This window comes from Pseudomonas sp. SMN11, from assembly GCF_052041945.1.
Taxonomy (GTDB): Bacteria; Pseudomonadota; Gammaproteobacteria; order Pseudomonadales; family Pseudomonadaceae; genus Aquipseudomonas.
Window position 1 is genome coordinate 42,298 of record NZ_JBKGGW010000033.1, and the last position, 21,915, is coordinate 64,212.

Genomic DNA, 21,915 nt, shown 5'->3' on the forward strand with positions numbered 1-21,915 from the left:
GGCAGACGACACCGTGCGATAAGGGTAGCAAAGGGGCAGCTTTCAACCACTGCGATGCAACTTGCAGCAACCTCAATAGTCACTATCGACACCACCAATTTCTACCCATCGCCTGCAATCAATAACCTAGCCCCATCGATTCCCACCGTCCGAATCCTGGAGCTTCCCCCGATGAACACCACGGCCCGCCTGCTGCTCGCTGCACTCTCTGCCACCGCTATCGCCGTGCTCACCGGTTGCGCCAGCCACCCCGAACTGCGCCCCTACACCGCCGAGGAAACCCGCCAGTTGCAACTTGAGTCCATCCAGCGCCAGAGCCTGTCACTGGACGAGTACGAACTGCGCAAACGCGTCATCGAGCGTTCTACCAGCCAGCAGGCGGTCACTGATGTCGCCGAGAATCAGCCTGCAATCAAAGGCTGAGTTGAAAGAGCGGATCAGCACACTATCATGGCCCTGGCCGGACTGATCGTCTTCAGTTCCTGTCACCGAGGCTGGCCAATGATCGATCACCTGGACCATCTGGTCCTCACCACCACCGATGTCGAAGCCTGCACCGATTTCTACACGCGCGTGTTGGGCATGCATCTGGAAACCTTCGGCAATAACCGCCTGGCGCTGCGCTACGGCAACCAGAAAATCAACATCCATGTACGCGGCCATGAGTTCGAGCCCAAGGCGCATCTGCCGGTACCCGGTGCCCTGGATCTGTGCTTCATCAGCCAGGTCAGCCTGGAACAGGTGATCGCTCACCTGCAGAAGGTGCAGTGGCCAATCATCGAAGGCCCCGTTGCTCGCACTGGCGCAACCGGCCCGATCCGCTCGGTGTACGTACGTGACCCTGACTTGAACCTGATCGAAATCGCCGAACTACTCCCTGCCTGACAGCCTTGGTTCCCAGCATGCGCGGTCTTTGTAGGAGCGGCCTTGCGTCGCGAAAGGGTCGCGTAGCGGCCCCGGCAATCCCCGCTGCGTAGCTGATATTCCTGGGGGCGCTACGCACCCCTTTCGCGACGCAAGGCCGCTCCTACAAAAAAGCCGGTGCAAACCAGGCGCGGTTCACTGGCCCAGGGGTACTCGAGCACGGTATCCTTGCCCGCTCAAGCGCACGCCTTCCAGGACGGTGACCATGACCAGGCCCTTGCTGTTGCTGACGATGGCCCTTCTCGCGAGCCCGCCACTGCACGCGCAACAGATCCAGCGCCAACTGGGCGCTTTCGACTTCAAGCTCGGCACCACGCCCACGCGCAGCATGGCCCAGGGGCTGATCTCGCCGACTGCGGTGGGCGCCTTCCACGGCGGCCTCGACCTCAGCCACCCCAGCGGCTGGTACTTCGGCCAGTACGCGCCGAGCATGGGCGTGACGCCCGACTCCACCCTGCGCCTGGACAGCTACACCGGCTACAAGCACCACTTCGACAGCACCCTGGGTTATGAAGTGGGCCTGATCCACTACAGCCAGCCGAATATCGCTGGCGCCGACAGCTTTGCCCTGTATGGCGGCATCTCGGTGCTGGGCAGCCGTTTCGGCGGCGCCTGGCGCGATAACCCGGACAACCGCACCGGCACGCTGTTCGCCGACTTTGGCCAATTGCCGTTGTTCGATGTCGACCTGACCGTCAAGCTCGCCCACCACCGCCTGGGCACCCCCTTCACCATCGGCGACGGCAGCCAGATCAACGGGTTTTCCGACTGGTCGCTGGAGCTGTCGCGGCCATGGCTGGGCATCGACCTCAACCTGATCTACAGCAACTCCGACCTCAGCGGCAGCGGCTGCGACGCCTATGCCGGCATCAACACTTACTGCGAAAGCATGGTCACCCTCAAGGCCCAGCGCAGCTTCTTCTAACGCGGCCTGATCGGCAGCAGCGCCAGTGCCACGCCACCGAGCACCACCAGCGAGGCGAGCAGCAGGCGCAGCGACATCGGCTCGCCGATCAGCACCACCCCGCCCAGCGCGGCGATGACCGGCACACTGAGCTGCATGGTCGCCGCCTGCTGGGCACTGACCTGCTTCACCACCCCGTACCACACCGCATAGCCCGCGCCGGAGGCCAGCACCCCCGAGGCCAGGGCATACAGCAACCCTGCCGGGCTGACATGGGTGCGCGCCAGTGCCAGCATGACCACGCCAAGCACCAGTAACAGGGGCAGACTGCGAACGAAGTTGCCGGCGGTGTCGGCCAGCGGGTTGGGCGAACCTTTACCCAGCAGCGAATAAGCGCCCCAGGCTACGCCGGATGCCGCCATCACCAGGGCACTGAGCAACGGCGGTGCTTCAGCACCCGGCAACAGCAGCAGGACCAGGCCGGCGAACGCGATCAGCATGCCCAGCAAGGTGCGTGCGCTGAGGCGCTCGCCCCTGAGCCAGGCAAAGGCGAACATGGTGATCTGCACGGCACCGAACAGCACCAGGGCACCGACGCCGGCCCCCAGTTGCAGGTAAGCCACGGAAAACAGGTAGGCATAGAGGTACAGCGCCAGACCGCCCTTCCAGCTGCCACCCAATGCCATGCCCGGCTTGCGCAGGCGAATCAGCAGGAGCAGGAACGCCGCACCGCTGGCCAGGCGCACCACGGTGAACGACTCGGCATCGATCGCCCCATCGCGCAGGGCCAGGCGGCAGAAAATCGAGTTGGCGGCGAAGGCCACCAGACTGAACAGCGCTGGCCAAAGCCAGGATTTGTTGCCTTGACCGGCGATGGCGGTGGTGCGGGCACTCATGGTGTGATCACCTCTGAGATGGAATTTCTTGTTTGTGGGTGTTTTAAAGCCTTTATCGAGATCCCACAACACCGGATCATGTACAGGCAAGCATTGATGCCAGGAAAACCGCCATGCTCCCAGACCGCCTGAACGCCGACCTGACCCTGCCCGCCATCATGCACGGTGCCGACCTGCCCTGGCTGGCCAGTCCGCTGCCTGGTGTCGAACGTCGCCCGCTGTTTCGCATCGGCGGTGAAAAAGCCCGCGCCACCAGCCTGGTGCGCTATGCCCCCGGCAGCCACTTCAGCGCTCACCAGCACCCTGGCGGCGAGGAGTTTGTGGTCCTGGAAGGTGTGTTCGAAGATGAGCGCGGCCAGTACCCCGCGGGCAGCTATGTGCGCAACCCGCCTGGTAGTGCTCACGCGCCACGGTCTGGCGAGGGCTGCACGATCTTTGTTCGCCTGCAGCAGTTTCATCGTGAAGATGGCGATGAGCTGGTCGCAACGTTATCGGAGCTGGGCGATCAACTGCTGTTCTCGAACGCCCATGAACAGGTGTATCTGAAGCACGTGCAACCCGGCGCCCCTATCCATCTGTACAACCCGCGTGGACTGGAATGTCTGCTTCTGCAAGGCAGTCTGGACGGCGCGGACTTCAGCCTTCAGCCGCTGAGCTGGATGCGCCTGCCGGCAGGCACGCCCTTGCAGGCAAGCGGCGGCGCTCAGGGTGCTCGTTTCTGGATCAAGGACGCAGCACTCACCCTGGGCTTCTGATCTTGCGCTGTACGCCCCGCCACCCCTGCTCTTGCTCTTGCTCTTGCTCTGCTTTTGCTTCTAGCGCGCGATAGTTCAGCAAACGCCGAATGCGACTTCAGGAGACCTGCGCTCGGCCTCCTGAAGTCGCACTCTGCGTTTGCTGAACTATCGCGCGCTTAGAAGCCAAAGCAAAAGCAGAGCAAGAGCAAGAGCGGGAGCAAGAGCAAGAGCAAGAGCAAGAGCAAGAGCAAGAGCAAGAGCAAGAGCAAGAGCAAGAGCAAGAGCAAGAGCAAGAGCAAGAAGCGGCTAGCGCCGCTGAGATCAAGTTTCTGGCATCAACGTCGCAATCAACGCCCGCACCGTCCCCGGCAACGCCTCCAGCTCCCGCACCAGAATGCTCCGCTCGCGCACCGCCCACGGCTCATCCAGGCTGATGGTCACCAGCTCCATGGTCTGGCTGTGCCGCAGCGCCGCCGACTCGGGGATGATGCCGATACCCACGCCCGCCTCCACCAGCCGGCAGATGGCCTCGAAGCTCGACAACTGGATACGCAGCGACAGGTTCAGGCCCATGCGCTCGACATGGTCACGCAGGAAGCTCAGCAAAGTGCTGCCGTCGTGCAGGCCGATATGCTGGAAGTCCAAGGTCTGTTTCAAGGTCACCGTCTTGCGCCCTGCCAGTTCATGCCCGGCCGGCACGATCAGCACCAGGCGGTCGGTGCTGAAGTGCATCACCTGCAAGCCGCTAGCCTCCACCGGCCCGGCAATAATGCCCATGTCGCTGCTGCCATCAAGCACGCCGCGCACGATGTCCCGCGACAGGCGCTCCTGCAGGTCGACGGTCACCCCGGGGCGCTTGGCCATGAAGCCGGCCAGCACTTCAGGCAGGAACTCGGTGACCGCAGTGGTATTGGCGAAGATGCGGATATGGCCGGCCAGGTCGGTGCCGAACTGGGTGAACTCGGCTTTCAGGTAGTCGACCTGGCGCATGATCAGGCGGGCATGCATGAGCAGTTTGTGCCCCGCCGGGGTCAGTTCGACGCCGCGGCTGTCGCGGTACAGCAGACGCGTATCGAGCTGGGCTTCGAGGGCCTTGATCCGGGCACTGGCGGCGGCCGGCGATAGGAACGCCCGGCGCGCACCCTGGGTCAGGCTCGGCGACTCGCCGATATGGATGAAAAGCCGCAGGTCTGCCAGGTCGAAATGCATGGGGAGGTCCGGTCGTGGCGATGGCGTTCAGCATACATGAACGCTGCCTTACACAAATGCAAATTCACAGAATGCCGGGCGCCTCGCATGATCGGCCCATAACAACAAATGCAGAGGCCCACGGTATGACTGCTTCCCACCCGCCCATTGACTACAGCGCCTGGATCGGCCGCACGGAAGAGGCCGTCGATGAGCTCAGCCGCAACCTGATCAAGCGCATCGCCGCCACCTTCGGCGAAACCGCGCCTGCCGCCGGCCAACCGCTGCCACCGCTGTGGATGTGGTGCTTCTTTCAGGAGCCGGTGGCCGAGTCGCAGCTGGGCACCGACGGCCACCCGGCACGCGGCGGCTTCCTGCCCCCGGCCGACAATCGTAACCGCATGTGGGCCGGCGGCCGGGTAGAGTTCATCGCCCCGCTCAAGGTCGGTGCCGAAGCCCATCGCCTGTCGACCATCCTGCACATCGAGGAGAAACACGGCCGCACCGGAGCACTGCTGTTCGTCACCGTGCGTCACGACTACTCGCAACACGGCCAGCTGTGCGTGCGCGAAGAGCAGGACATCGTCTACCGCGAGCCCAACCCGCCCAAGCTCGACAGCGCCCCGGCCGACGCGCCAGCCGACTGGAGCGAAGCGGTCACGCCGACGCCGACGCTGCTGTTCCGCTACTCCGCCGTGACCTTCAACGGCCATCGCATCCACTACGACGTCCCCTACGTCAGCGAAACCGAAGGCTACGCCGGCCTGGTCGTGCACGGCCCGATGATTGCCACCTTGAACCTGCGCGCATTCATCCGCGCCAATCCCGGCAAGCACGTGCGCCATTTCGCCTACCGCGGCGTGCGCCCGCTGACCGTACCCACCCCGTTCGAAGTGGCCGGGCGCATCATCGCGCCAGGCCAGGCCCAGCTGTGGGCCGGCAATGCCGCTGGCGTGGCGCAGAGCGCCGACGTGCTTTTCGACTGATACCAGAAAGGGAACACCCCAATGCATTCTTACGACAGCGATGACCTCAATGCCATCCGCGAAGGCGTGCGCGCCTTGTGCGCCGAGTTCGACGCCAGCTACTGGCGCAAGATCGATGAAGACAAGGGTTTCCCGGAAGCCTTCGTCAAGGCCATGACCGATGCTGGCTGGCTGTCGGCGATGATCCCCGAAGAATACGGCGGCTCGGGCCTGGGCCTGGCCGAGGCCTCGGTGATCCTCGAAGAGGTGAACGCCTGCGGTGGCAACTCCGGCACCGTGCACGGGCAGATGTACAACATGTTCACCCTGCTGCGCCACGGCAGCGAGGAGCAGAAGCGCCACTACCTGCCCAAGCTCGCCAGCGGCGAGCTGCGCCTGCAGTCGATGGGCGTGACCGAGCCCACCACCGGCACCGATACCACCAAGATCAAGACCACCGCCGTGCGCCAGGGCGACAAGTACGTGATCAATGGCCAGAAGGTGTGGATCTCGCGCATCCAGCACTCGGACCTGATGATCCTGCTGGCGCGCACCACGCCCTTGCCCGAGGTGAAGAAAAAGTCCGAGGGCATGTCGATTTTCCTGGTCGACCTGCGTGAAGCCATCGGCAACGGCCTGACCGTGCAACCCATCGCCAACATGGTCAACCACGAGACCAACGAGCTGTTCTTCGACAACCTCGAGTTGCCGGCCAGCAGCCTGATCGGCGAGGAAGGCAAGGGCTTTCGCTACATCCTCGACGGCCTCAATGCCGAACGCACACTGATCGCCGCCGAGTGCATCGGTGATGGCCGCTGGTTCGTCGAAAAGGCCAGCGCCTACGCCCGTGACCGCGTGGTGTTCGGCCGCCCGATCGGGCAGAACCAGGGCGTGCAATTCCCCATCGCCGAAGCCCATATCGAAATCGAGGCCGCCGATCTGATGCGCTGGCGCGCCTGCGCCGAGTACGACAGCGGGCAGAACGCCGGAGCCAGCGCCAACATGGCCAAGTACCTGGCGGCCAAGGCCTCGTGGGAGGCGGCCAACGCCTGCCTGCAGACCCACGGCGGCTTCGGCTTTGCCTGCGAATACGACGTCGAGCGCAAGTTCCGCGAAACCCGCCTGTACCAGGTGGCGCCGATCTCTACCAACCTGATCCTGTCCTACGTGGCCGAGCACCTGCTCGAGCTGCCACGCAGCTTCTGAGGGCCTGAGCATGCAAGCTACCCAAGCCCTGGCGGGCTTCCTCGCCGACCTGCAATACGCACAGATTCCTGGTCATGTGCTCGACCGCACCGAAGACCTGTTCCTCGACTGGCTCGGCTCGGCCCTGGCCAGCCAGGACGCACATCCGATCCCGTTGTTCGAGCGTTACGCCGAACGCATGGGCCCTGCCCAAGGCAGCGCCCGCGTGCTGACCAGCGGGCGCAGCTCATCGCCCTACTTCGCCGCGCTGGTCAACGGCGCCGCCTCGCACCTGGTCGAGCAGGACGACCTGCACAACAGCTCGGTGCTGCACCCGGCCACGGTGGTGTTCTCCGCCGTGCTTGCAGCGGCCCAAGACCTCGACAAGTCCGGCCAGGACCTGCTGCTGGCCAGCGTCGCAGGCTATGAGGCAGGCATCCGCATCGGTGAGTTCCTCGGCCGTTCGCACTACCGCATCTTCCACACCACCGCTACCGTCGGCACCCTGGCCGCTGCCGTGGGCGTGGGCAAGCTGCTGGGCTTCGACAAGGAACAGTTCATCAACCTGCTCGGCAGCGCCGGCACCCAGGCCGCCGGGCTCTGGGAGTTCCTGCGCGATGCTGCCGACTCCAAGCAGCTGCACACCGCCAAGGCCGCCGCCGATGGCCTGCTCGCCGCCTACCTGACCGCCGATGGGCTGAGTGGCGCGCGCAACATTCTCGAAGGTGACCAGGGCCTGGCCGCTGGCATGTCCAGCGACGCCGACGCCGCACGCCTGAGCGACCGCCTTGGCAGCCGCTGGGCGCTGGCGGAAACCTCGTTCAAGTTCCACGCCTCGTGCCGCCATACCCACCCCGCCGCCGATGCGCTGCTGCAGCTGATGCAACGCGAAGGCCTGAAGCATGAGCAGATCGCCAAGGTGGTCACCCGCGTGCACCAGGGCGCCATCGATGTGCTCGGCCGGGTCACCACGCCAGCCACCGTGCACCAGGCCAAGTTCTCCATGGGCACTGTGCTGGCTCTGATCGCCGTGCACGGCAGCGCGCAGCTCATCGAATTCCGCGACCTGGCGCTGACCGACCCACGGGTTGCCAGCTTCCGCGACAAGGTCGTGATGCAGCTGGACGCCGAAGTGGATGCCGCCTACCCCGCCCGCTGGCTGGGCCGGGTCGAAGTCACCTGCAACGATGGCCGCCACTTCAGCGCCGCCATCGACGAACCCAAGGGCGACCCCGGCAACACCCTTTCGCGCCCGGAGCTGGAAGCCAAGTTCCAGCGCCTGCTGGCCTATTCCGGTGCCCGCAGCCCGGCCCAGGGCCAGGCCCTGATCGAGCAGGTCTGGCAGTTGCGCGATGCGCACTCGCTGGCCGCACTGCACTGATGACGAACAGGTGACCCCATGACCCAAACTGCACCCCGCCCGCTGGACGGCATCACCGTCGTCAGCCTTGAGCATGCCATCGCCGCGCCCTTCTGCACCCGCCAGCTGGCCGACCTGGGCGCCCGCGTGATCAAGGTCGAACGGCCCGGCAGCGGCGACTTCGCCCGTGGCTACGACCAGCGCGTCGACGGCCTGGCCTCGCACTTCGTGTGGACCAACCGCTCCAAGGAAAGCCTCACACTCGACCTCAAGCAGGAGGCTGCCGACGGCATCCTCGACGCCCTGCTGGCCAAGGCCGACGTGCTCGTGCAAAACCTCGCACCCGGGGCCGCCGCACGCATGGGCCTGTCGTTCGACGCCTTGCACCAGCGCTTTCCGCGCCTGATCGTCTGCGACATTTCCGGCTATGGCGCCGGCGGCCCGTATGAAAAGAAAAAGGCCTACGATCTGCTGATCCAGAGCGAGGGCGGCTTCCTATCGGTGACCGGCGGCCCCGGCGACGGGGAAATGGCCAAGGCCGGCTGCTCGATCGCCGACATCGCCGCCGGCATGTATGCCTACACCGGCGTACTGTCGGCACTGCTGTTGCGCGACAAGACCGGGCTGGGCAGCCGCATCGACGTGTCGATGCTGGAGAGCCTGGTGGAGTGGATGGGCTACCCGATGTACTACGCCTACAACGACGCGCCGCCCCCACCGCGCGCGGGCGCCTCGCACTCGACCATCTATCCGTACGGGCCGTTCCCCACCGGCGGCGGCGGCACGATCATGCTCGGCCTGCAGAACGAACGGGAATGGGCGGTGTTCTGCGAAAAGGTACTGCTCGACCCGGCGTTGGCCAGCGACGACCGCTTCAGCGCCAACTTCAAGCGCTCGGAAAACCGCGAGGTGCTGCGCCAGATCATCGTCGAGCGTTTCGCCGCCCTGTCGCTCGACGAGGTGGTGGCGCGCCTGGAAGACGCCCAGATCGCCAACGCCCGGGTCAACGACATGCACGGCGTGTGGCAACACCCGCAGCTGCAGGCTCGTGACAGCTGGCGAGAAGTCGACAGCCCGGCCGGCAAGTTGCCGTCGCTGCTGCCTCCGGGGCGCAATGCCGCCTTCACCCCACGCATGGACGCCGTGCCGGCGCTGGGGCAGCACACCGTGGGCATCCTCGCTGAACTGGGCCTGAGCGCCGAACAGCGCGCCAGCCTGGCCGCAGGAGGCGTTGTATGAACGTGGTGCGCTCAGCCCTGTTCGTGCCTGGCAGCCGGCCCGAACGTTTCGCCAAGGCCCTGGCGACAAGTGCCGATGTGGTGATCGTCGACTTCGAGGATGCCGTCGAGGAGGCGCTGAAGCAGCAGGCCCGCGACAACCTGGCGGCGTTTCTGCAGGCCACGCCGCAGGCCTCGGTGTGGGTGCGGGTCAACGCGCCACAGCACCCGCAACACGCCACCGACCTGGCCTTCTGCGTGCAGCAGCCGGGGGTCGCCGGGCTGCTGTTGCCCAAGGTGGAGAACGCCACCCAGGTGGCGGTGGCCTGGCACGGCGGCAAACCCGTGTGGCCAATCATCGAGAGTGCAAAGGGCCTGTTGGCACTGGCGCAGATTGCTGCGGCAGAAGGTGTCGAGCGCTTGTCGTTCGGCAGCCTCGACCTGGCACTGGACCTGGGGTTGAACACCGAGAGCGAGGCGGCCCGACAGTTTCTCGACCAGGCGCGCATGGCCGTACAGCTGCATTCGCGGGGGGCCGATCTGGCGCCGCCGCTGGATGGGGTGTTCCCGGCCATCGCCGATGCCGAGGGGCTGCGGCGGGCCGTGCGGCATGCCTATGACATGGGGTATGGCGGGGCGTTGTGCATTCATCCGCAGCAGGTGGCAGTGATTCATGCAGCGCTGGCGCCGAGTGCCGAGGAACTGGCGTGGGCGCGGCGGGTGCTGGCGGCGAGTGAAGCAGCCAATGGCGCCGGGGCCTTCCAGCTGGAGGGGCAGATGGTCGATGCGCCGGTGGTGTTGCGGGCGCAGCGGTTGCTGGCTGAGGCGTGAAACCGAACAATGTGGGAGCGGCCTTGTGTCGCGAAAGGGCCGCAAAGCGGCCCCAGCAATCTATGCACCAACGCTGATATCTGGAGCCGCGCTGCGGCCCTTTCGCGACGCACGGCCGCTCCCACAATGATCGCATAGGCGGCGTTCATCTATGCCGAACGCCGCCTTATACAAATGCTAATTCTCCACACGCAGCCCGTTGGTCCATCTTTACCCCACTCCTCCTACAACAATAAATCAGAGGTGACACCGATGTTGAAGCTGACCCAGGCGCTGTTCTGCGCCGCCGCAGTGTCCATGGTGGGCCTGGCCCAGGCCGCCGACCCGATCGTCATCAAGTTCGCCCACGTGGTGGCGGACAGCACGCCCAAGGGCCAGGGCGCGCTGATGTTCCAGAAGCTGGTCGCTGCCGACCCGCAACTCAAGGACAAGGTCAAGGTGGAGGTCTACCCCAACTCCTCGCTGTTCGGCGATGGCAAGGAAATGGAAGCCCTGCTGCTCGGCGACGTGCAGATGCTGGCGCCCTCGCTGGCCAAGTTCGAGCACTACAACAAACAGGTGCAGATCTTCGACCTGCCGTTCCTGTTCAACGACCTGGCCGCCGTCGACCGCTTCCAGCAAGGCCCGCAAGGCAAGGCGCTGCTGACTTCGATGGAAGATAAGGGGATCCGTGGCCTGGCCTACTGGCACAACGGCCTCAAGCAACTGTCGGCGAACAAGAAGGTGATCCTGCCCAAGGACGCACGCGGCCTGAAATTCCGCGTGCAGGCCTCCAGCGTGCTCGAGGAGCAGTTCAAGGCAATCCGCGCCAACCCGCGCAAGATGAGCTTCGCCGAGGTCTACCAGGGCCTGCAGACCGGCACCGTCAACGGCACCGAGAACACCTGGTCGAACTACGAGAGCCAGAAGGTCAACGAAGTGCAGCCGTTCTTCACCGAGACCAACCACGGCCTGATCGACTACATGGTGATTACCAACGCCAAGTTCTGGAACGGCCTGCCTGAGGACGTGCGCGGCGAACTGCAGACGATCATGGACGAGGTCACCGTCGAGGTGAACAAGCAGGCCGAGGCCCTCAACCAGACTTCCAGGCAGAAGATCATCGACGCCAAGACCAGCGAGATCGACCCGCTCACCGCCGAGCAACGCCAGCAATGGCGTGAGTCGATGCGCCCGGTGTGGGAGAAGTTCTCCGACCAGATCGGCGCCGACCTGATCAAGGCCGCCGACGACGCCAACAAGCCGTCCTGACCCCGCCTGTGCCCTTCCCCGGCCGCCTGTTGTGCAGGTGGCCCGCCCTCTCTCTGTCTGGAGAATCCTTATGCAATCGCTCAGGCGTGTCTGGGAGCACTTCGAGGAAGGCATGATCGCCTTTCTCCTGGCGGCCATGACCTTGGTGACCTTCATCTACGTGGCGCTTAACAACCTCTACACGATGTTCTACAGCCTCAGTGATCACTGGGCTTTCGCCAGCGATCTGCTGCTCGGCATCGGCGACCACCTGATGGCCTACGCCCAGGAAATGACCTGGAGCATCGCCCTGACCAAGGCCCTGTTCGGCTGGCTGATCTTCTTCGGTATCGCCTATGGCGTGCGCACCGCCGGCCACCTCGGCGTCGATGTGCTGGTGCGGCGCACGCCGAAGCCTGTGCAACGGGTGCTGGCGATGATCGCCTGCGCCTGCTGCCTGGCCTATGCCGGGCTGTTCCTGGCGGCCAGCATCAAGTGGGTGAGCGCGGTGCTGGTGGCCGGCATCGGTGCCGAAGACCTCGACCGCTACGGCATCAAGGTCGGCCATATCGCGCTGATCGTGCCGCTGGGCTTTGCCCTGGTAATCGTCCGCTACCTGGAAATCCTCTACCGCCTGTTCACCCACCGCCAGTACGGCCTGGGCCTGGCCGACGAGGCCGCCGAAGCCAGCAAGCTGGCCAATCCCGGTGAGGAGCACCACTGATGACGGTTATCTGCCTGTTCCTGCTGCTGTTCGTGTTCATGTTCCTCGGCGTGCCGATCGCCATCTCCCTGGGCCTGTCGGGGGCGCTGTCGATCCTGATGTTCAGCCAGGACTCGCTCAGCTCACTGGCGATCAAGCTGTTCGAGACCTCCGACAGCTACACCTTCCTGGCCATCCCGTTCTTCCTGCTGTCGGGCGCGTTCATGACCACCGGTGGCGTGGCCCAGCGCCTGATAGACTTCGCCAACGCCTGTGTCGGCCATATCCGTGGTGGCCTGGCGATTGCCGCAGTATTGGCGTGCATGCTGTTCGCCGCGCTGTCGGGCTCGTCGCCCGCGACCGTGGCTGCGGTCGGCTCGATTGCCGTGGCCGGCATGGTGCGCTCCGGCTACCCACGTGAGTTCGGCGCCGGGATCATCTGCAACGCCGGCACCCTGGGCATCCTGATCCCGCCGTCGATCGTCATGGTGGTGTACTCGGCGGCCACCGAAACCTCGGTCGGCAAGCTGTTCATGGCCGGCGTGGTGCCAGGCATCCTGCTCGGCGTGTTCCTGATGATCACCATCTACATCGTCGCCCGAATCAAGAAGCTGCCGGCACAACCACGGGCCAGCTTCGCCGAATGGCTGAGCACCGCCCGGCGTGCGTTCTGGGGCCTGTTGCTGCTGGTTATCATCCTCGGCGGCATCTACAGTGGCATGTTCACCCCCACCGAAGCGGCGGCGGTGGCAGCGGTGTACTCGGCGTTCATCGCGCTGTTCGTGTACAAGGACATGCGCCTGCGTGACTGCCCGAAAGTGCTGCTGGAGTCGGGCCGGCTGACCATCATGCTGCTGTTCATCATTGCCAACGCCATGCTCTTCGCCCATGTGCTGACCACCGAGCAGATCCCCCAGCAGATCACCCAGTGGGTGATGTCCGAGGGACTGACGCCGATCGGTTTCCTGATCATGGTCAACATCGTGCTGCTGGTGGCCGGCAGCTTCATGGAGCCGTCGGCGATCATCCTGATCCTGGCGCCGATCTTCTTCCCGATCGCCATGAAGCTGGGCATCGATCCGATTCACTTGGGCATCGTGATGGTGGTGAACATGGAGATCGGCCTGGTGCACCCGCCAGTGGGGCTGAACCTGTTCGTCACCTCGGCGGTGACCGGGCTGACCCTGGGGCAGACGATTCGCGCGGCGTTGCCGTGGCTGTCGATCTTGCTGCTGTTCCTGGTGCTGGTGACCTATGTGCCGTTCATCTCGCTGGCGCTGCCGGAGTGGTTGGGTATGCCGTAGCCCCGGCCTGGAATGCTGCCCTGTGTAGGAGCGGCCTTGTGTCGCGAAAGGGCCGCAAAGCGGCCCCGGCGATTTGTGCTGCGAAGCTGAGATCCTGGGGGCGCTTCGCACCCCTTTCGCGACACAAGGCCGCTCCTACAAAAAGCTGTTATATGCCGCCACCTGCAAGCAGCTGCGACATCACCCCGGCCAGATCCTTGACCATCACATCCGCCGTCGGCTTGTGCACGATGACGATCTCGTAGCTGTCCACCTCCGGCAACCCCTGTGCCGGGCCCAGCACCCGGTGCTCGCCGGTCGCCGCCCGCGGTGGCAGCAGGCTGATGCCCATGCCGTCGGCCACCGCCGCCTGGATGCCGCTGAGGCTGGAACTGGTGAAACTGATGCGCCAGCGCCGGCCCATGCCTTCGATGGCACTGATCATGTCTTCGCGGTACAGCCCCCGTGGCGGGAAGGTCACCAGCGGAATCGGGTCGAGCTCGAACGCCGGCATGCGCGCACTGTCGATCCACTGCAGGCGCTCGGGCCAGCAGGCCACACCCTCGCGGCTGTTGCGACGCTGCTTGAGCAGCACCAGATCGAGCTCGCCATTGTCGTAGGCCTGGCTGAGGTCGCGGCACAGGCCGCTGGTGACTTCCAGCTTGACCTGCGGGTGCAGGCGGCTGAACGCCGACAGCGCATTGATAGTGCGCCCGCCGACGAAATCCTCGGGCACGCCCAGGCGCACGGTGACCCCGACCATGGCCCCGGCCAGGGCTTCGAGCATCTGGTCGTTCAGCGCCAGCATGTGCCGGGCATAACCGAGCAAGGTCTGGCCGGCGTCGGTCGGCAATACGTCGCGATTGCCGCGTACCAGCAGGCGGTGGCCGACCATGTCTTCGAGGCGGCGCACTTTCTGGCTGATGGTCGACTGGGTCGAGTGCAGGCGCGCGGCGGCGGTGGTGAAGCTGCCGCAATCGGCCACCACCACGATGGCGCGCAACAGGTCGAGGTCGAACAGGGCTCTATTCGATTTAACGCTGATGGACATCTTGGTATTCAACTACTGAATGACAAGATTGACTTCTACCACGCCACTCCAGGCCCGGCAACGCGCTAGTCGCCGAGCGCCACACCCTCGCGCCGCGGATCGGCGCCACCGGACCAACCCTCGGCGGTGCGCTGGATGATCTGCATGCCGCTGGTCATGGTCATCGGCGTGACCTCGTGACCCCAGGCAGCCAGCTGGCGGATCAGCGCCGGGCTGGCCAGCCCCGCCTCCACTTCGGTCCCGGCATTGCGGCTGCCGAAATTGGGCAGGTTGGCCGCCTGTTGCGGATCGAGATGCCAGTCCAGCAGGCCGATGAGCGCCTTGTTCACGTAGCCGATGATCTGCGAGCCGCCGGGGGAACCGAGGCTCGCCACCAGTCCGCCCGAGGCGCGCGAGAACACCAGGGTTGGCGCCATCGCCGACAGCGGCCGCTTGCCGGGCTGCACCCGGTTGGCCACCGGCCTGCCGTTTTCCGCGGGCAGGAAGGAAAAGTCGGTCAGGTGGTTGTTCAACAAAAAGCCGCCGACCATCAAGTGAGAACCGAATGCCGATTCCACCGACGTGGTCATGGCCAAGGCCTGGCCGCTGTCATCGACGGCAGACAGGTGAGATGTGGAAACCCGCAGCGGCGAGCGGTCTGGCGCCAGGGCCAGGTTGACGCCCTGCGGGGTGCCCGGGCGGGCGTGCCTGATGCTGTACTCGCCGACCCGCTTGGCGCGCTCGGCGAGGTAGGCCGGGTCGAGCAACGACTTGACCGGCACCGGCACGTAGTCGCTGTCGGCCAGGTACTGGGCGCGGTCGGCATAGGCCAGGCGCTCGGCTTCGGCCATCAGGTGCACAGCCTGCGGCGCGGGTTCGAGCCCCGCCACGGAGGTTACCTGGCGTGGCGGCAGGTCGGCCAGGTCACGCTGCGCCGAGCTGCGCTGCAAGGCATCGAGGATGCCCAGGGTCTGCAACACGGTCACCCCGCCGGACGACGGCGGCGGCATGCCGCAGATGTTCCAGGCCTTGTACGGGCCACAGACCGGTTCGCGCTCCTTGGCCTGGTAGCGCTGCAAATCTTCGAGCGACAACTGCCCGGCATTGGCGTGGTGACGCACTTGGTCCACCATGGCCTGGGCAATCTCACCGCCATAGAAGGCATCGACGCCCTGCTCTGCGATGCGCTCGAAGGTTTGCGCGAGCGCCGGGTTGCGCAGGATCGTGCCGACGGCCAGCGCCTTGCCCTCTTCATCTAGAAAGTACTTCGCCATGGCCGGCGAGCGGGCAATGAAGGGGTCGCCGGCCACCAACATGTGCAGCCGTTCGGAAACCGCAAAACCATTATGCGCCAGGGCGATGGCCGGCGCGAACAAGTCCTTCCACGGCAGTTTGCCGTGCTGATCATGGGCCAGTTTCAGCGCCCGCAGCACGCCCGGAACCCCCACCGAGCGCCCACCGATCTGTGCTGCGCGAAACGGCATGGGCGAACCATCTGCTTGCAGGAACAACGTTTCCGTCACCCCTGCCGGTGCGGCTTCACGGCCGTCGAAGGCCTGCACGCGCTGGCCATCCCAGTACAGGATGAATGCGCCGCCACCGATGCCACTGGATTGCGGCTCGACCAGGGTCAGCACCATCTGCATGGCGATCGCCGCATCGATGGCGCTGCCACCGGCACGCAGCATCGCCCGCCCGGCCTCGCTGGCCAGCGGGTTGGCGGCCGCCACCATGTGCCGGCTGGCGTGCACCGGCTGCAGGCCGCTGCGGTAACCGGACTCCAGCTCTGGAGGGGTGGGTAGCGGCTGGTCGGCCCAGGCAACAGTGCTGGCAACGGTCAGACAAAGAGCTATGAGCAGCGATATCAGGAATGAGCGGGGCCGTGGCATTGAGGTGCATCCTTTCGGGTGTTCGCCGAAAGGTATTCGGCGCCTGTGAGATCGAGCGCCGCCGGCGCGGCGCATCGCTCCTACGTTTTGTTTCGGGCCAGTTTACCTGTGACAGGCGCGCGCGACCGCCTGATTTATACGACGCGATATTGCGACACGCGCCAAGGCGATCGCGCGCAAATCGCCCAGAAATCATTGGCCAGAAACAAACGTACGAGCGAGCGCCGCTCGCGATGCGTCGCGCGGGCGGCGCTCGATCTCACAGGCGCCGAACCCCTCCCGCCAGGCTCCTCAAGCCACCTCTTCGTACGGCAACCCCACGTAGTTCTCGGCGATGTTTACCAACCCCGCCTTTGAGGTCAGGAAGTACTCGCGGTCGGCCTCTTGCATCTTCTGGTCCCAGGCATCCTTGTGCTCGCCGAAGTCATGCAGCAGCTGGGTCATGAACCAGCTGAAGCGCTCGCCCTTCCAGACCCGGCGCAGGGCCAGCGGCGAATACTGCTCCAGCAGGTCGGTACGTCCCTCGCGATACACCTTGACCAGGATCCGGTACAAGTAGTTGACGTCGGACGCCGCCAGGTTCAGGCCCTTGGCGCCAGTGGGCGGGACGATGTGCGCGGCATCGCCGAGCAGGAACAGATGGCCGTACTGCATCGGCTCGACCACCAGGCTGCGCAGTGGCGCGATGCTCTTTTCCAGCGCGGGCCCGGTGACCAGCTGCTGCGCTACATCTGCGGGCAGGCGCGCCTTGAGTTCGGTCCAGAAGCGTTCGTCGGACCAGTCTTCCACCCGCTCTTCCAGCGGCACCTGCAGATAGTAGCGGCTGCGCGTCTGCGAGCGCTGGCTGCACAGTGTGAAACCCCGTTCGTGGTGAGCGTAGATCAGTTCGTGGTTCACCGGTGGGGTATCGGACAGCATGCCCAGCCAGCCGAACGGGTAGACCCGCTCGTACTCCTTGAGCACGCCCTCGGGGATGCTCTTGCGCGATACGCCGTGGAAGCCATCGCAGCCGGCGATGTAGTCGCAGTCCAGGCGGTGCGTCTGGCCGTCCTTTTCGAAGGTCACGTAGGGCCGTTCACCCTTGAGTTCGTGCGGCTGCACGTTGCTGGCGCAGTAGATGATCGGCGCGCCGCTGGCTTCGCGGGCCTGCATCAGGTCGCGGGTGACTTCGGTCTGGCCGTAGACCATCACCGTCTTGCCACCGGTAAGGCCCTTCAGGTCCAGACGTTGGCGACGGCCTGCAACCAGCAGTTCGACGCCCTCGTGCACCAGCCCTTCACGGTCCATGCGCTCGGCGACGCCGGCTTCGCGCAACAGGTCGACTGTGCCTTGTTCAAGCACCCCGGCACGGATGCGGCCGAGTATGTATTCGGGGGTCTGGCGTTCGAGTATGACGGTGTCGATACCGGCCTTGTGCAGCAACTGGCCGAGCAGCAGGCCGGACGGACCGGCGCCAATGATTGCAACCTGAGTGTTCATTATTTTTATCTCATCAAGAGGGTGTACCCTTGCATTTTTACTGGCTGTAACCGCCAAATAAGTGTGTTATCCGATACAAAAAATGCACTTTTACAAAAAACGTTCGATTAGCGGACAGACGATTACCATATGAGATCCACCCTCCCCGGCGTTCCGCTGTTCCAGTTGTATGGCGAAAACCAGCACTGGTCCGGCACCGACCTGTTGCATTGCGAGTCGATCCCGGCACGCAGCAGCCTGCACCACTGGGAGATCAAGCCGCATCAGCACGCCGAGCTGTTTCAGCTGCTCTATGTCCAGCGCGGCAAGGCCCAGGTGGAAATCGAAGGCGTACGCAGCACAATTATTGAGGCCTCGATACAAGTGGTGCCGCCACTGACCGTGCATGGCTTTCGCTTCAGCGCCGATATCCAGGGTCATGTGCTGACCTTCGGCACCGCGCTGGTGGCCGACCTGGAACAGCGCCTGGGCGCGCCGCTGGGGGTACTGGCGAAAGCGGCGTGTTACCCGCTGGGCAAGGACCGCATCCAGCTGCGCGGCCTGATCGAAACGTTGCAACAGGAATACCAGGGCAACGCCCCCGCGCGGGCGACCATGCTCGAAGCGCTGGTGACCGCGCTGATGGTGTGGATCAGCCGCCGCCAGCAACTGGGGCAGGCCCCGCGCAACCGCGACGAACGTGACCGGCAGTTGCTCGGGCAGTACCTGCGGCTGGTCGAGGCCCATTACCGCGAACACCTGTCGGTCGAGGACTTCGCCGCGCGCCTGAACATCCCCAGCCTGCAGCTCAACCAGCTATGCCGGTCGCTGAGCGGGCAGACCGCGTTGCAGGTCATCCACCAGCGCCTGCTGCTGGAGGCACGGCGCAACCTCATCTATACGCGCATGAGCATCGGCCAGCTGTCGGACAGCCTGGGCTTCAGCGACCCGACCTACTTCGCCCGCTTCTTCAAGCGCCTGAGCGGGCAGACGCCCAATGGCTACAGGCGTGCAGTGCAGCCGGACTGATCCGCTGTGGGAGCGGCGATGCGGCGATCCGACTTGCCCGCGAAAGGGCCATCAGCACCGCCACAGCTGCTTGACGTAAACGTCAACCTGCCCTCAGGATACTGGCATACCCACGTCGAGCCCGAGCATGAGCAGCCAGACCTACAGCATCTCCGACCTCTCCCGCGAACTGGACATCACTACCCGCGCCATCCGCTTCTATGAGGAACAGGGCCTGCTGAGCCCCGAGCGGCGTGGCCTGGAGCGCATCTATTCGGCCCGTGACAAAGTCAGCCTGAAGCTCATCCTGCGCGGCAAGCGCATCGGCTTCTCGCTGGCCGAATGCCGTGAGCTGATCGAGCTGTACGACCCCAGCAGCGGCAACCTCAAGCAGTTGCACAGCATGCTGGCGAAAATTGCCGAACGTCGCGCTCAGCTGGAACAGCAGATGCTCGACATCCACCAGATGCAGCTGGAACTGGACACCGCCCAGGAGCGCTGCGAACAGGCCCTGGCTGCCACCCTGAACAACAACGACAAACGCTGACAGGAACCCCCACCATGCCCATGCCCGCAACAGTCCGCCTGGTCGAAGTCGGCCCCCGCGACGGCCTGCAGAACGAAGCCCAACCCATCAGCGTCGCCGACAAGGTGCGCCTGGTCGACGACCTGACCGATGCCGGGCTGAGCTATATCGAGGTCGGCAGCTTCGTTTCGCCCAAATGGGTGCCGCAGATGGCAGGCTCCGCCGAAGTGTTCGCCGGCATCCACCAGCGCACAGGTGTTACCTATGCGGCCCTGGCCCCCAACCTGCGCGGTTTCGAGGACGCCCTGGCAGCCGGGGTGAAGGAAGTGGCAGTGTTCGCCGCCGCTTCCGAGGCCTTCTCCCAGCGCAACATCAACTGCTCGATCAGCGAAAGCCTGCAGCGCTTCGAACCGATCATGGACGCCGCGCGCAGCCACGGCGTGCGGGTGCGCGGTTACGTGTCCTGTGTGCTGGGCTGCCCTTATGAAGGCAAGGTCAGCGCCGAACAGGTGGCACCGGTGGCAAGGGCCCTGCACGACATGGGCTGTTATGAGGTATCGCTGGGTGACACCATCGGCACCGGCACGGCCGGTGACACCCGTCGGCTGTTCGAGGTGGTGTCGGCGGTGGTGCCCCGCGAGCAGCTGGCCGGCCACTTCCACGACACCTACGGCCAAGCCCTGGCCAACGTGTATGCCAGCCTGCTCGAAGGCATCAGCGTGTTCGACAGCTCGGTGGCCGGGCTGGGTGGCTGCCCTTATGCCAAGGGCGCTACCGGCAACATCGCCACCGAGGATGTGCTGTACCTGCTGCAGGGGCTGGGTATCGAGACCGGTATCGACCTCGACCGGCTGATCGCCGCCGGGCAGCGCATCAGCGCTGTGTTGGGCCGGGCCAACGGTTCGCGGGTGGCACGTGCGCGCAGCGCACAATGAGTTTCATACAGGTGTCACATGAGTGTGGGTGAGTGTTACCGCTCCCACAGTTTTCAGCAAAAAATCGGGTAACAGGGAAACAAATCGACAGATTTTCAGGTCACCCGATTCCATCATTTTCAGCCAACGCCTTGATTTTAAAGGATTTTGAAAAGTTGGCACGGCACCTGCTATATGTTTTGTACAACAACAAGAAAAACGCGATAACCAATAAAAACAACATGTAACGGCTCTGACATAACAAGAACAACACGGCAGAGGCGCAGCAAGCAGATTTTTTTGGAGTCGACAGGCTTTTCAGGGGTTCGCCCCGCGGACTGACACAGAACAATAAAACTACCTGAAGGTAGCGGCAGTCAGGTTCGGATCCACAGGATGAAAGCAAGTCAGCGCTCAAAAAAATACGTTTGCTCTTGACCCCGGATGGGGGTCGCACGCGACACCAAGGCCAGCCTACAAAAACAATAAAAGGCGGCCTCAATAATAAAAAAAGAGCAGGCAACAACGCTTTGAGGGGAGCTTCGGCTCCCCTCAGTGCTTCCTGCCCTCCTCCTCTTTCTGCTTCTCCTCGTCTTGCCCCTCGACCTTCTCCACCACCAGCGGCATCGTGCTCAATACCAACAGCGCCAGTACCGTGCTGATCAGCGCCGTGGCTTCTCGCCCCATGCCCGCAGCAGTACCGATGGCAGCCGTCATCCACAGCCCCGCAGCGGTGGTCAGGCCTTTGACGTGGCTGGTGTCCTGGCCGTTACCCTTGAGAATCGTGCCCGCGCCGAGAAAGCCGATGCCGGCGACGATACCCTGGATCACCCGGCTCAAGGCTTGCTCATCAGCACCGGCCATGCTCGGTGCCAGCACGAACAGCGCCGCGCCCAACGATACCAGCATGTGCGTGCGCACCCCGGCGGACTTGCCTCGGTGTTCGCGCTCGAAGCCCAGTATGGCGCCGAGCATGGCAGCCATCAGCAGGCGCATGAGAATGCGGATGACCTCGCTCTGATCGGTGACATCGGCGAATTCGGCCTGGATGGTTTGCCAGATGAGTTCCATTAATCAGGTACCAGTCTGAGAGGATATTGTGTCTGTGCCGGCCTCTTAGCGGGGCAAGCTCGCTCCTACAGTATTCCGCAACAAGCAGCCCTTGCAGATTCCTGTAGGAGCGGGCTTGTCCCGCGTAGAGGCCGGCACAGGCACCTAAGAAAGTTGACCCTTGCACACCCCGTAAAGTGCCCACCCGGCACCCTGATGCAGCAACCGTCCACCGCCCGCGGTCATAAGCTGTAACCGCCCTCCGGAGGACCCGACCATGCCCATCGAAATCGAAGAAAGCACCCAACACTGCACCCTCATCGGCGACAAACTGCGCATCGAAGGCAAAGGCCATGAAGTCGAGATCATCACCGACGAACAGCTGCACATGTCGGTAGCCATCCTCGCCGGCGAGCGCTTCCCGATCACCGAAGCCGAAGCCGACGCGCTGACCGTGATCGGTGCGGTAGATAGTCGCAGACACCTGAAGGCCAGCACGCCAGGCTCCGTTATCTAAGCCGTCGGCAACATTTGGCGGCAATCTGATACGGTTTTTATCGACCAACCTGAGACTGTGCTGAAAACAGTTCGGGGGCCATAGTGCTCGTGCCTGATCG

General features: G+C 64.3%; 22 protein-coding genes. 16 read left to right on the top strand and 6 right to left on the bottom strand.

Annotation, left to right across the window (positions count from 1 at the left end; genetic code table 11):
• The first annotated feature begins 171 nt into the window (after positions 1-171).
• The 3 genes from ACLEJU_RS22615 (at position 172) to ACLEJU_RS22625 (ending at position 1,849) form a co-directional block, all read left to right on the top strand.
• Positions 172-423: a hypothetical protein gene (locus ACLEJU_RS22615; protein WP_435423194.1), complete on the top strand. Its 252-nt coding sequence runs from the start codon at positions 172-174 to the stop codon at positions 421-423.
• Positions 424-501: 78 nt separating this feature from the next.
• The gene (locus ACLEJU_RS22620) at positions 502-885 is read left to right on the top strand and encodes a VOC family protein (RefSeq protein WP_435423193.1); all 384 of its coding nucleotides are present in this window, start codon (positions 502-504) and stop codon (positions 883-885) included.
• A 244-nt stretch (positions 886-1,129) separates the two neighbouring features.
• Positions 1,130-1,849, top strand: a complete 720-nt coding sequence (locus tag ACLEJU_RS22625) for a TorF family putative porin (protein WP_435423192.1) — start codon at positions 1,130-1,132, stop codon at positions 1,847-1,849.
• Here ACLEJU_RS22625 and ACLEJU_RS22630 read toward each other — a convergent pair.
• Positions 1,846-2,724, bottom strand: coding sequence for a DMT family transporter (locus tag ACLEJU_RS22630; RefSeq protein WP_435423191.1), 879 nt, complete (start codon positions 2,722-2,724; stop codon positions 1,846-1,848). The genes ACLEJU_RS22625 and ACLEJU_RS22630 overlap by 4 nt on opposite strands.
• A gap of 113 nt (positions 2,725-2,837) precedes the next feature.
• Here ACLEJU_RS22630 and ACLEJU_RS22635 point away from each other — a divergent pair, with 113 nt between their 5' ends.
• Complete coding sequence (locus ACLEJU_RS22635) at positions 2,838-3,479, top strand: cupin domain-containing protein (protein WP_435423190.1); 642 nt, start codon at positions 2,838-2,840, stop codon at positions 3,477-3,479.
• 303 nt (positions 3,480-3,782) lie between these two features.
• On the opposite strand, the gene ACLEJU_RS22640 is transcribed toward ACLEJU_RS22635, so the two are convergent.
• Positions 3,783-4,670, bottom strand: coding sequence for a LysR family transcriptional regulator (locus ACLEJU_RS22640; protein ID WP_435423189.1), 888 nt, complete (start codon positions 4,668-4,670; stop codon positions 3,783-3,785).
• Between the two features lie 125 nt (positions 4,671-4,795).
• On the opposite strand from ACLEJU_RS22640, the gene ACLEJU_RS22645 reads away from it, so the two are divergent.
• The 8 genes from ACLEJU_RS22645 to dctM all read left to right on the top strand — a co-directional run bounded on the left by ACLEJU_RS22645 (position 4,796) and on the right by dctM (position 13,444).
• Positions 4,796-5,635 (top strand): FAS1-like dehydratase domain-containing protein, encoded by an 840-nt coding sequence (locus tag ACLEJU_RS22645; protein WP_435423188.1) that lies wholly within the window; start codon positions 4,796-4,798, stop codon positions 5,633-5,635.
• Between the two features lie 21 nt (positions 5,636-5,656).
• The gene (locus ACLEJU_RS22650; protein WP_435423187.1) at positions 5,657-6,820 is read left to right on the top strand and encodes an acyl-CoA dehydrogenase family protein; all 1,164 of its coding nucleotides are present in this window, start codon (positions 5,657-5,659) and stop codon (positions 6,818-6,820) included.
• A gap of 10 nt (positions 6,821-6,830) precedes the next feature.
• Complete coding sequence (locus ACLEJU_RS22655; RefSeq protein ID WP_435423186.1) at positions 6,831-8,180, top strand: MmgE/PrpD family protein; 1,350 nt, start codon at positions 6,831-6,833, stop codon at positions 8,178-8,180.
• An 18-nt stretch (positions 8,181-8,198) separates the two neighbouring features.
• Positions 8,199-9,398, top strand: a complete 1,200-nt coding sequence (locus ACLEJU_RS22660; RefSeq protein ID WP_435423185.1) for a CaiB/BaiF CoA transferase family protein — start codon at positions 8,199-8,201, stop codon at positions 9,396-9,398.
• A complete protein-coding gene (locus ACLEJU_RS22665; protein WP_435423184.1) occupies positions 9,395-10,207 on the top strand; it encodes an HpcH/HpaI aldolase/citrate lyase family protein in 813 nt (270 codons plus the stop codon). Before ACLEJU_RS22660 ends, ACLEJU_RS22665 begins: the two co-directional genes overlap by 4 nt.
• 252 nt (positions 10,208-10,459) lie before the next feature.
• The gene (locus tag ACLEJU_RS22670; protein WP_435423183.1) at positions 10,460-11,458 is read left to right on the top strand and encodes a TRAP transporter substrate-binding protein; all 999 of its coding nucleotides are present in this window, start codon (positions 10,460-10,462) and stop codon (positions 11,456-11,458) included.
• Positions 11,459-11,528: 70 nt separating this feature from the next.
• Positions 11,529-12,161 (top strand): TRAP transporter small permease, encoded by a 633-nt coding sequence (locus tag ACLEJU_RS22675; protein ID WP_435423182.1) that lies wholly within the window; start codon positions 11,529-11,531, stop codon positions 12,159-12,161.
• Positions 12,161-13,444 (top strand): C4-dicarboxylate TRAP transporter large permease protein DctM, encoded by a 1,284-nt coding sequence (gene dctM / locus ACLEJU_RS22680; RefSeq protein ID WP_254485094.1) that lies wholly within the window; start codon positions 12,161-12,163, stop codon positions 13,442-13,444. The genes ACLEJU_RS22675 and dctM overlap by 1 nt, the downstream gene beginning before the upstream one ends.
• 148 nt (positions 13,445-13,592) lie before the next feature.
• Here the strand turns inward: dctM and ACLEJU_RS22685 are convergent, their stop codons facing one another.
• From ACLEJU_RS22685 to pobA, 3 genes are all read right to left on the bottom strand, one after another.
• Positions 13,593-14,474, bottom strand: coding sequence for a LysR substrate-binding domain-containing protein (locus tag ACLEJU_RS22685; protein WP_435423181.1), 882 nt, complete (start codon positions 14,472-14,474; stop codon positions 13,593-13,595).
• Positions 14,475-14,539: 65 nt separating this feature from the next.
• Positions 14,540-16,342, bottom strand: coding sequence for a gamma-glutamyltransferase (gene ggt / locus ACLEJU_RS22690; protein ID WP_435423180.1), 1,803 nt, complete (start codon positions 16,340-16,342; stop codon positions 14,540-14,542).
• Positions 16,343-16,633: 291 nt separating this feature from the next.
• Positions 16,634-17,821, bottom strand: a complete 1,188-nt coding sequence (pobA, locus tag ACLEJU_RS22695; RefSeq protein WP_435423179.1) for a 4-hydroxybenzoate 3-monooxygenase — start codon at positions 17,819-17,821, stop codon at positions 16,634-16,636.
• Between the two features lie 129 nt (positions 17,822-17,950).
• On the opposite strand from pobA, the gene ACLEJU_RS22700 reads away from it, so the two are divergent.
• The 3 genes from ACLEJU_RS22700 (at position 17,951) to ACLEJU_RS22710 (ending at position 20,269) form a co-directional block, all read left to right on the top strand.
• Complete coding sequence (locus tag ACLEJU_RS22700) at positions 17,951-18,829, top strand: helix-turn-helix domain-containing protein (RefSeq protein ID WP_435423178.1); 879 nt, start codon at positions 17,951-17,953, stop codon at positions 18,827-18,829.
• Between the two features lie 127 nt (positions 18,830-18,956).
• Entirely contained in the window at positions 18,957-19,355 is a 399-nt protein-coding gene (locus ACLEJU_RS22705) for a MerR family transcriptional regulator (protein WP_060513138.1), read from the top strand.
• Between the two features lie 14 nt (positions 19,356-19,369).
• Positions 19,370-20,269 carry a hydroxymethylglutaryl-CoA lyase gene (locus ACLEJU_RS22710; protein ID WP_435423177.1) on the top strand — a complete coding sequence of 300 codons (900 nt, stop codon included), beginning with the start codon at positions 19,370-19,372 and terminating at the stop codon, positions 20,267-20,269.
• 531 nt (positions 20,270-20,800) lie between these two features.
• Here the strand turns inward: ACLEJU_RS22710 and ACLEJU_RS22715 are convergent.
• Complete coding sequence (locus ACLEJU_RS22715) at positions 20,801-21,319, bottom strand: MgtC/SapB family protein (RefSeq protein WP_435423176.1); 519 nt, start codon at positions 21,317-21,319, stop codon at positions 20,801-20,803.
• A gap of 256 nt (positions 21,320-21,575) precedes the next feature.
• Here ACLEJU_RS22715 and ACLEJU_RS22720 point away from each other — a divergent pair, with 256 nt between their 5' ends.
• Positions 21,576-21,815, top strand: a complete 240-nt coding sequence (locus ACLEJU_RS22720; protein ID WP_435423175.1) for a DUF3203 family protein — start codon at positions 21,576-21,578, stop codon at positions 21,813-21,815.
• The last annotated feature ends 100 nt before the right edge of the window (positions 21,816-21,915 follow it).

What these genes read in the sequence shown, in the direction of transcription:
- ACLEJU_RS22615 (WP_435423194.1), top strand. Translation starts at nt 172, where the DNA reads ATGAACACCACGGCCCGCCTGCTGCTCGCTGCACTCTCTGCCACCGCT.
- ACLEJU_RS22620 (WP_435423193.1), top strand. Translation starts at nt 502, where the DNA reads ATGATCGATCACCTGGACCATCTGGTCCTCACCACCACCGATGTCGAA.
- ACLEJU_RS22625 (WP_435423192.1), top strand. Translation starts at nt 1,130, where the DNA reads ATGACCAGGCCCTTGCTGTTGCTGACGATGGCCCTTCTCGCGAGCCCG.
- ACLEJU_RS22630 (WP_435423191.1), bottom strand. Translation starts at nt 2,724, where the DNA reads ATGAGTGCCCGCACCACCGCCATCGCCGGTCAAGGCAACAAATCCTGG.
- ACLEJU_RS22635 (WP_435423190.1), top strand. Translation starts at nt 2,838, where the DNA reads ATGCTCCCAGACCGCCTGAACGCCGACCTGACCCTGCCCGCCATCATG.
- ACLEJU_RS22640 (WP_435423189.1), bottom strand. Translation starts at nt 4,670, where the DNA reads ATGCATTTCGACCTGGCAGACCTGCGGCTTTTCATCCATATCGGCGAG.
- ACLEJU_RS22645 (WP_435423188.1), top strand. Translation starts at nt 4,796, where the DNA reads ATGACTGCTTCCCACCCGCCCATTGACTACAGCGCCTGGATCGGCCGC.
- ACLEJU_RS22650 (WP_435423187.1), top strand. Translation starts at nt 5,657, where the DNA reads ATGCATTCTTACGACAGCGATGACCTCAATGCCATCCGCGAAGGCGTG.
- ACLEJU_RS22655 (WP_435423186.1), top strand. Translation starts at nt 6,831, where the DNA reads ATGCAAGCTACCCAAGCCCTGGCGGGCTTCCTCGCCGACCTGCAATAC.
- ACLEJU_RS22660 (WP_435423185.1), top strand. Translation starts at nt 8,199, where the DNA reads ATGACCCAAACTGCACCCCGCCCGCTGGACGGCATCACCGTCGTCAGC.
- ACLEJU_RS22665 (WP_435423184.1), top strand. Translation starts at nt 9,395, where the DNA reads ATGAACGTGGTGCGCTCAGCCCTGTTCGTGCCTGGCAGCCGGCCCGAA.
- ACLEJU_RS22670 (WP_435423183.1), top strand. Translation starts at nt 10,460, where the DNA reads ATGTTGAAGCTGACCCAGGCGCTGTTCTGCGCCGCCGCAGTGTCCATG.
- ACLEJU_RS22675 (WP_435423182.1), top strand. Translation starts at nt 11,529, where the DNA reads ATGCAATCGCTCAGGCGTGTCTGGGAGCACTTCGAGGAAGGCATGATC.
- dctM (WP_254485094.1), top strand. Translation starts at nt 12,161, where the DNA reads ATGACGGTTATCTGCCTGTTCCTGCTGCTGTTCGTGTTCATGTTCCTC.
- ACLEJU_RS22685 (WP_435423181.1), bottom strand. Translation starts at nt 14,474, where the DNA reads ATGTCCATCAGCGTTAAATCGAATAGAGCCCTGTTCGACCTCGACCTG.
- ggt (WP_435423180.1), bottom strand. Translation starts at nt 16,342, where the DNA reads ATGCCACGGCCCCGCTCATTCCTGATATCGCTGCTCATAGCTCTTTGT.
- pobA (WP_435423179.1), bottom strand. Translation starts at nt 17,821, where the DNA reads ATGAACACTCAGGTTGCAATCATTGGCGCCGGTCCGTCCGGCCTGCTG.
- ACLEJU_RS22700 (WP_435423178.1), top strand. Translation starts at nt 17,951, where the DNA reads ATGAGATCCACCCTCCCCGGCGTTCCGCTGTTCCAGTTGTATGGCGAA.
- ACLEJU_RS22705 (WP_060513138.1), top strand. Translation starts at nt 18,957, where the DNA reads ATGAGCAGCCAGACCTACAGCATCTCCGACCTCTCCCGCGAACTGGAC.
- ACLEJU_RS22710 (WP_435423177.1), top strand. Translation starts at nt 19,370, where the DNA reads ATGCCCATGCCCGCAACAGTCCGCCTGGTCGAAGTCGGCCCCCGCGAC.
- ACLEJU_RS22715 (WP_435423176.1), bottom strand. Translation starts at nt 21,319, where the DNA reads ATGGAACTCATCTGGCAAACCATCCAGGCCGAATTCGCCGATGTCACC.
- ACLEJU_RS22720 (WP_435423175.1), top strand. Translation starts at nt 21,576, where the DNA reads ATGCCCATCGAAATCGAAGAAAGCACCCAACACTGCACCCTCATCGGC.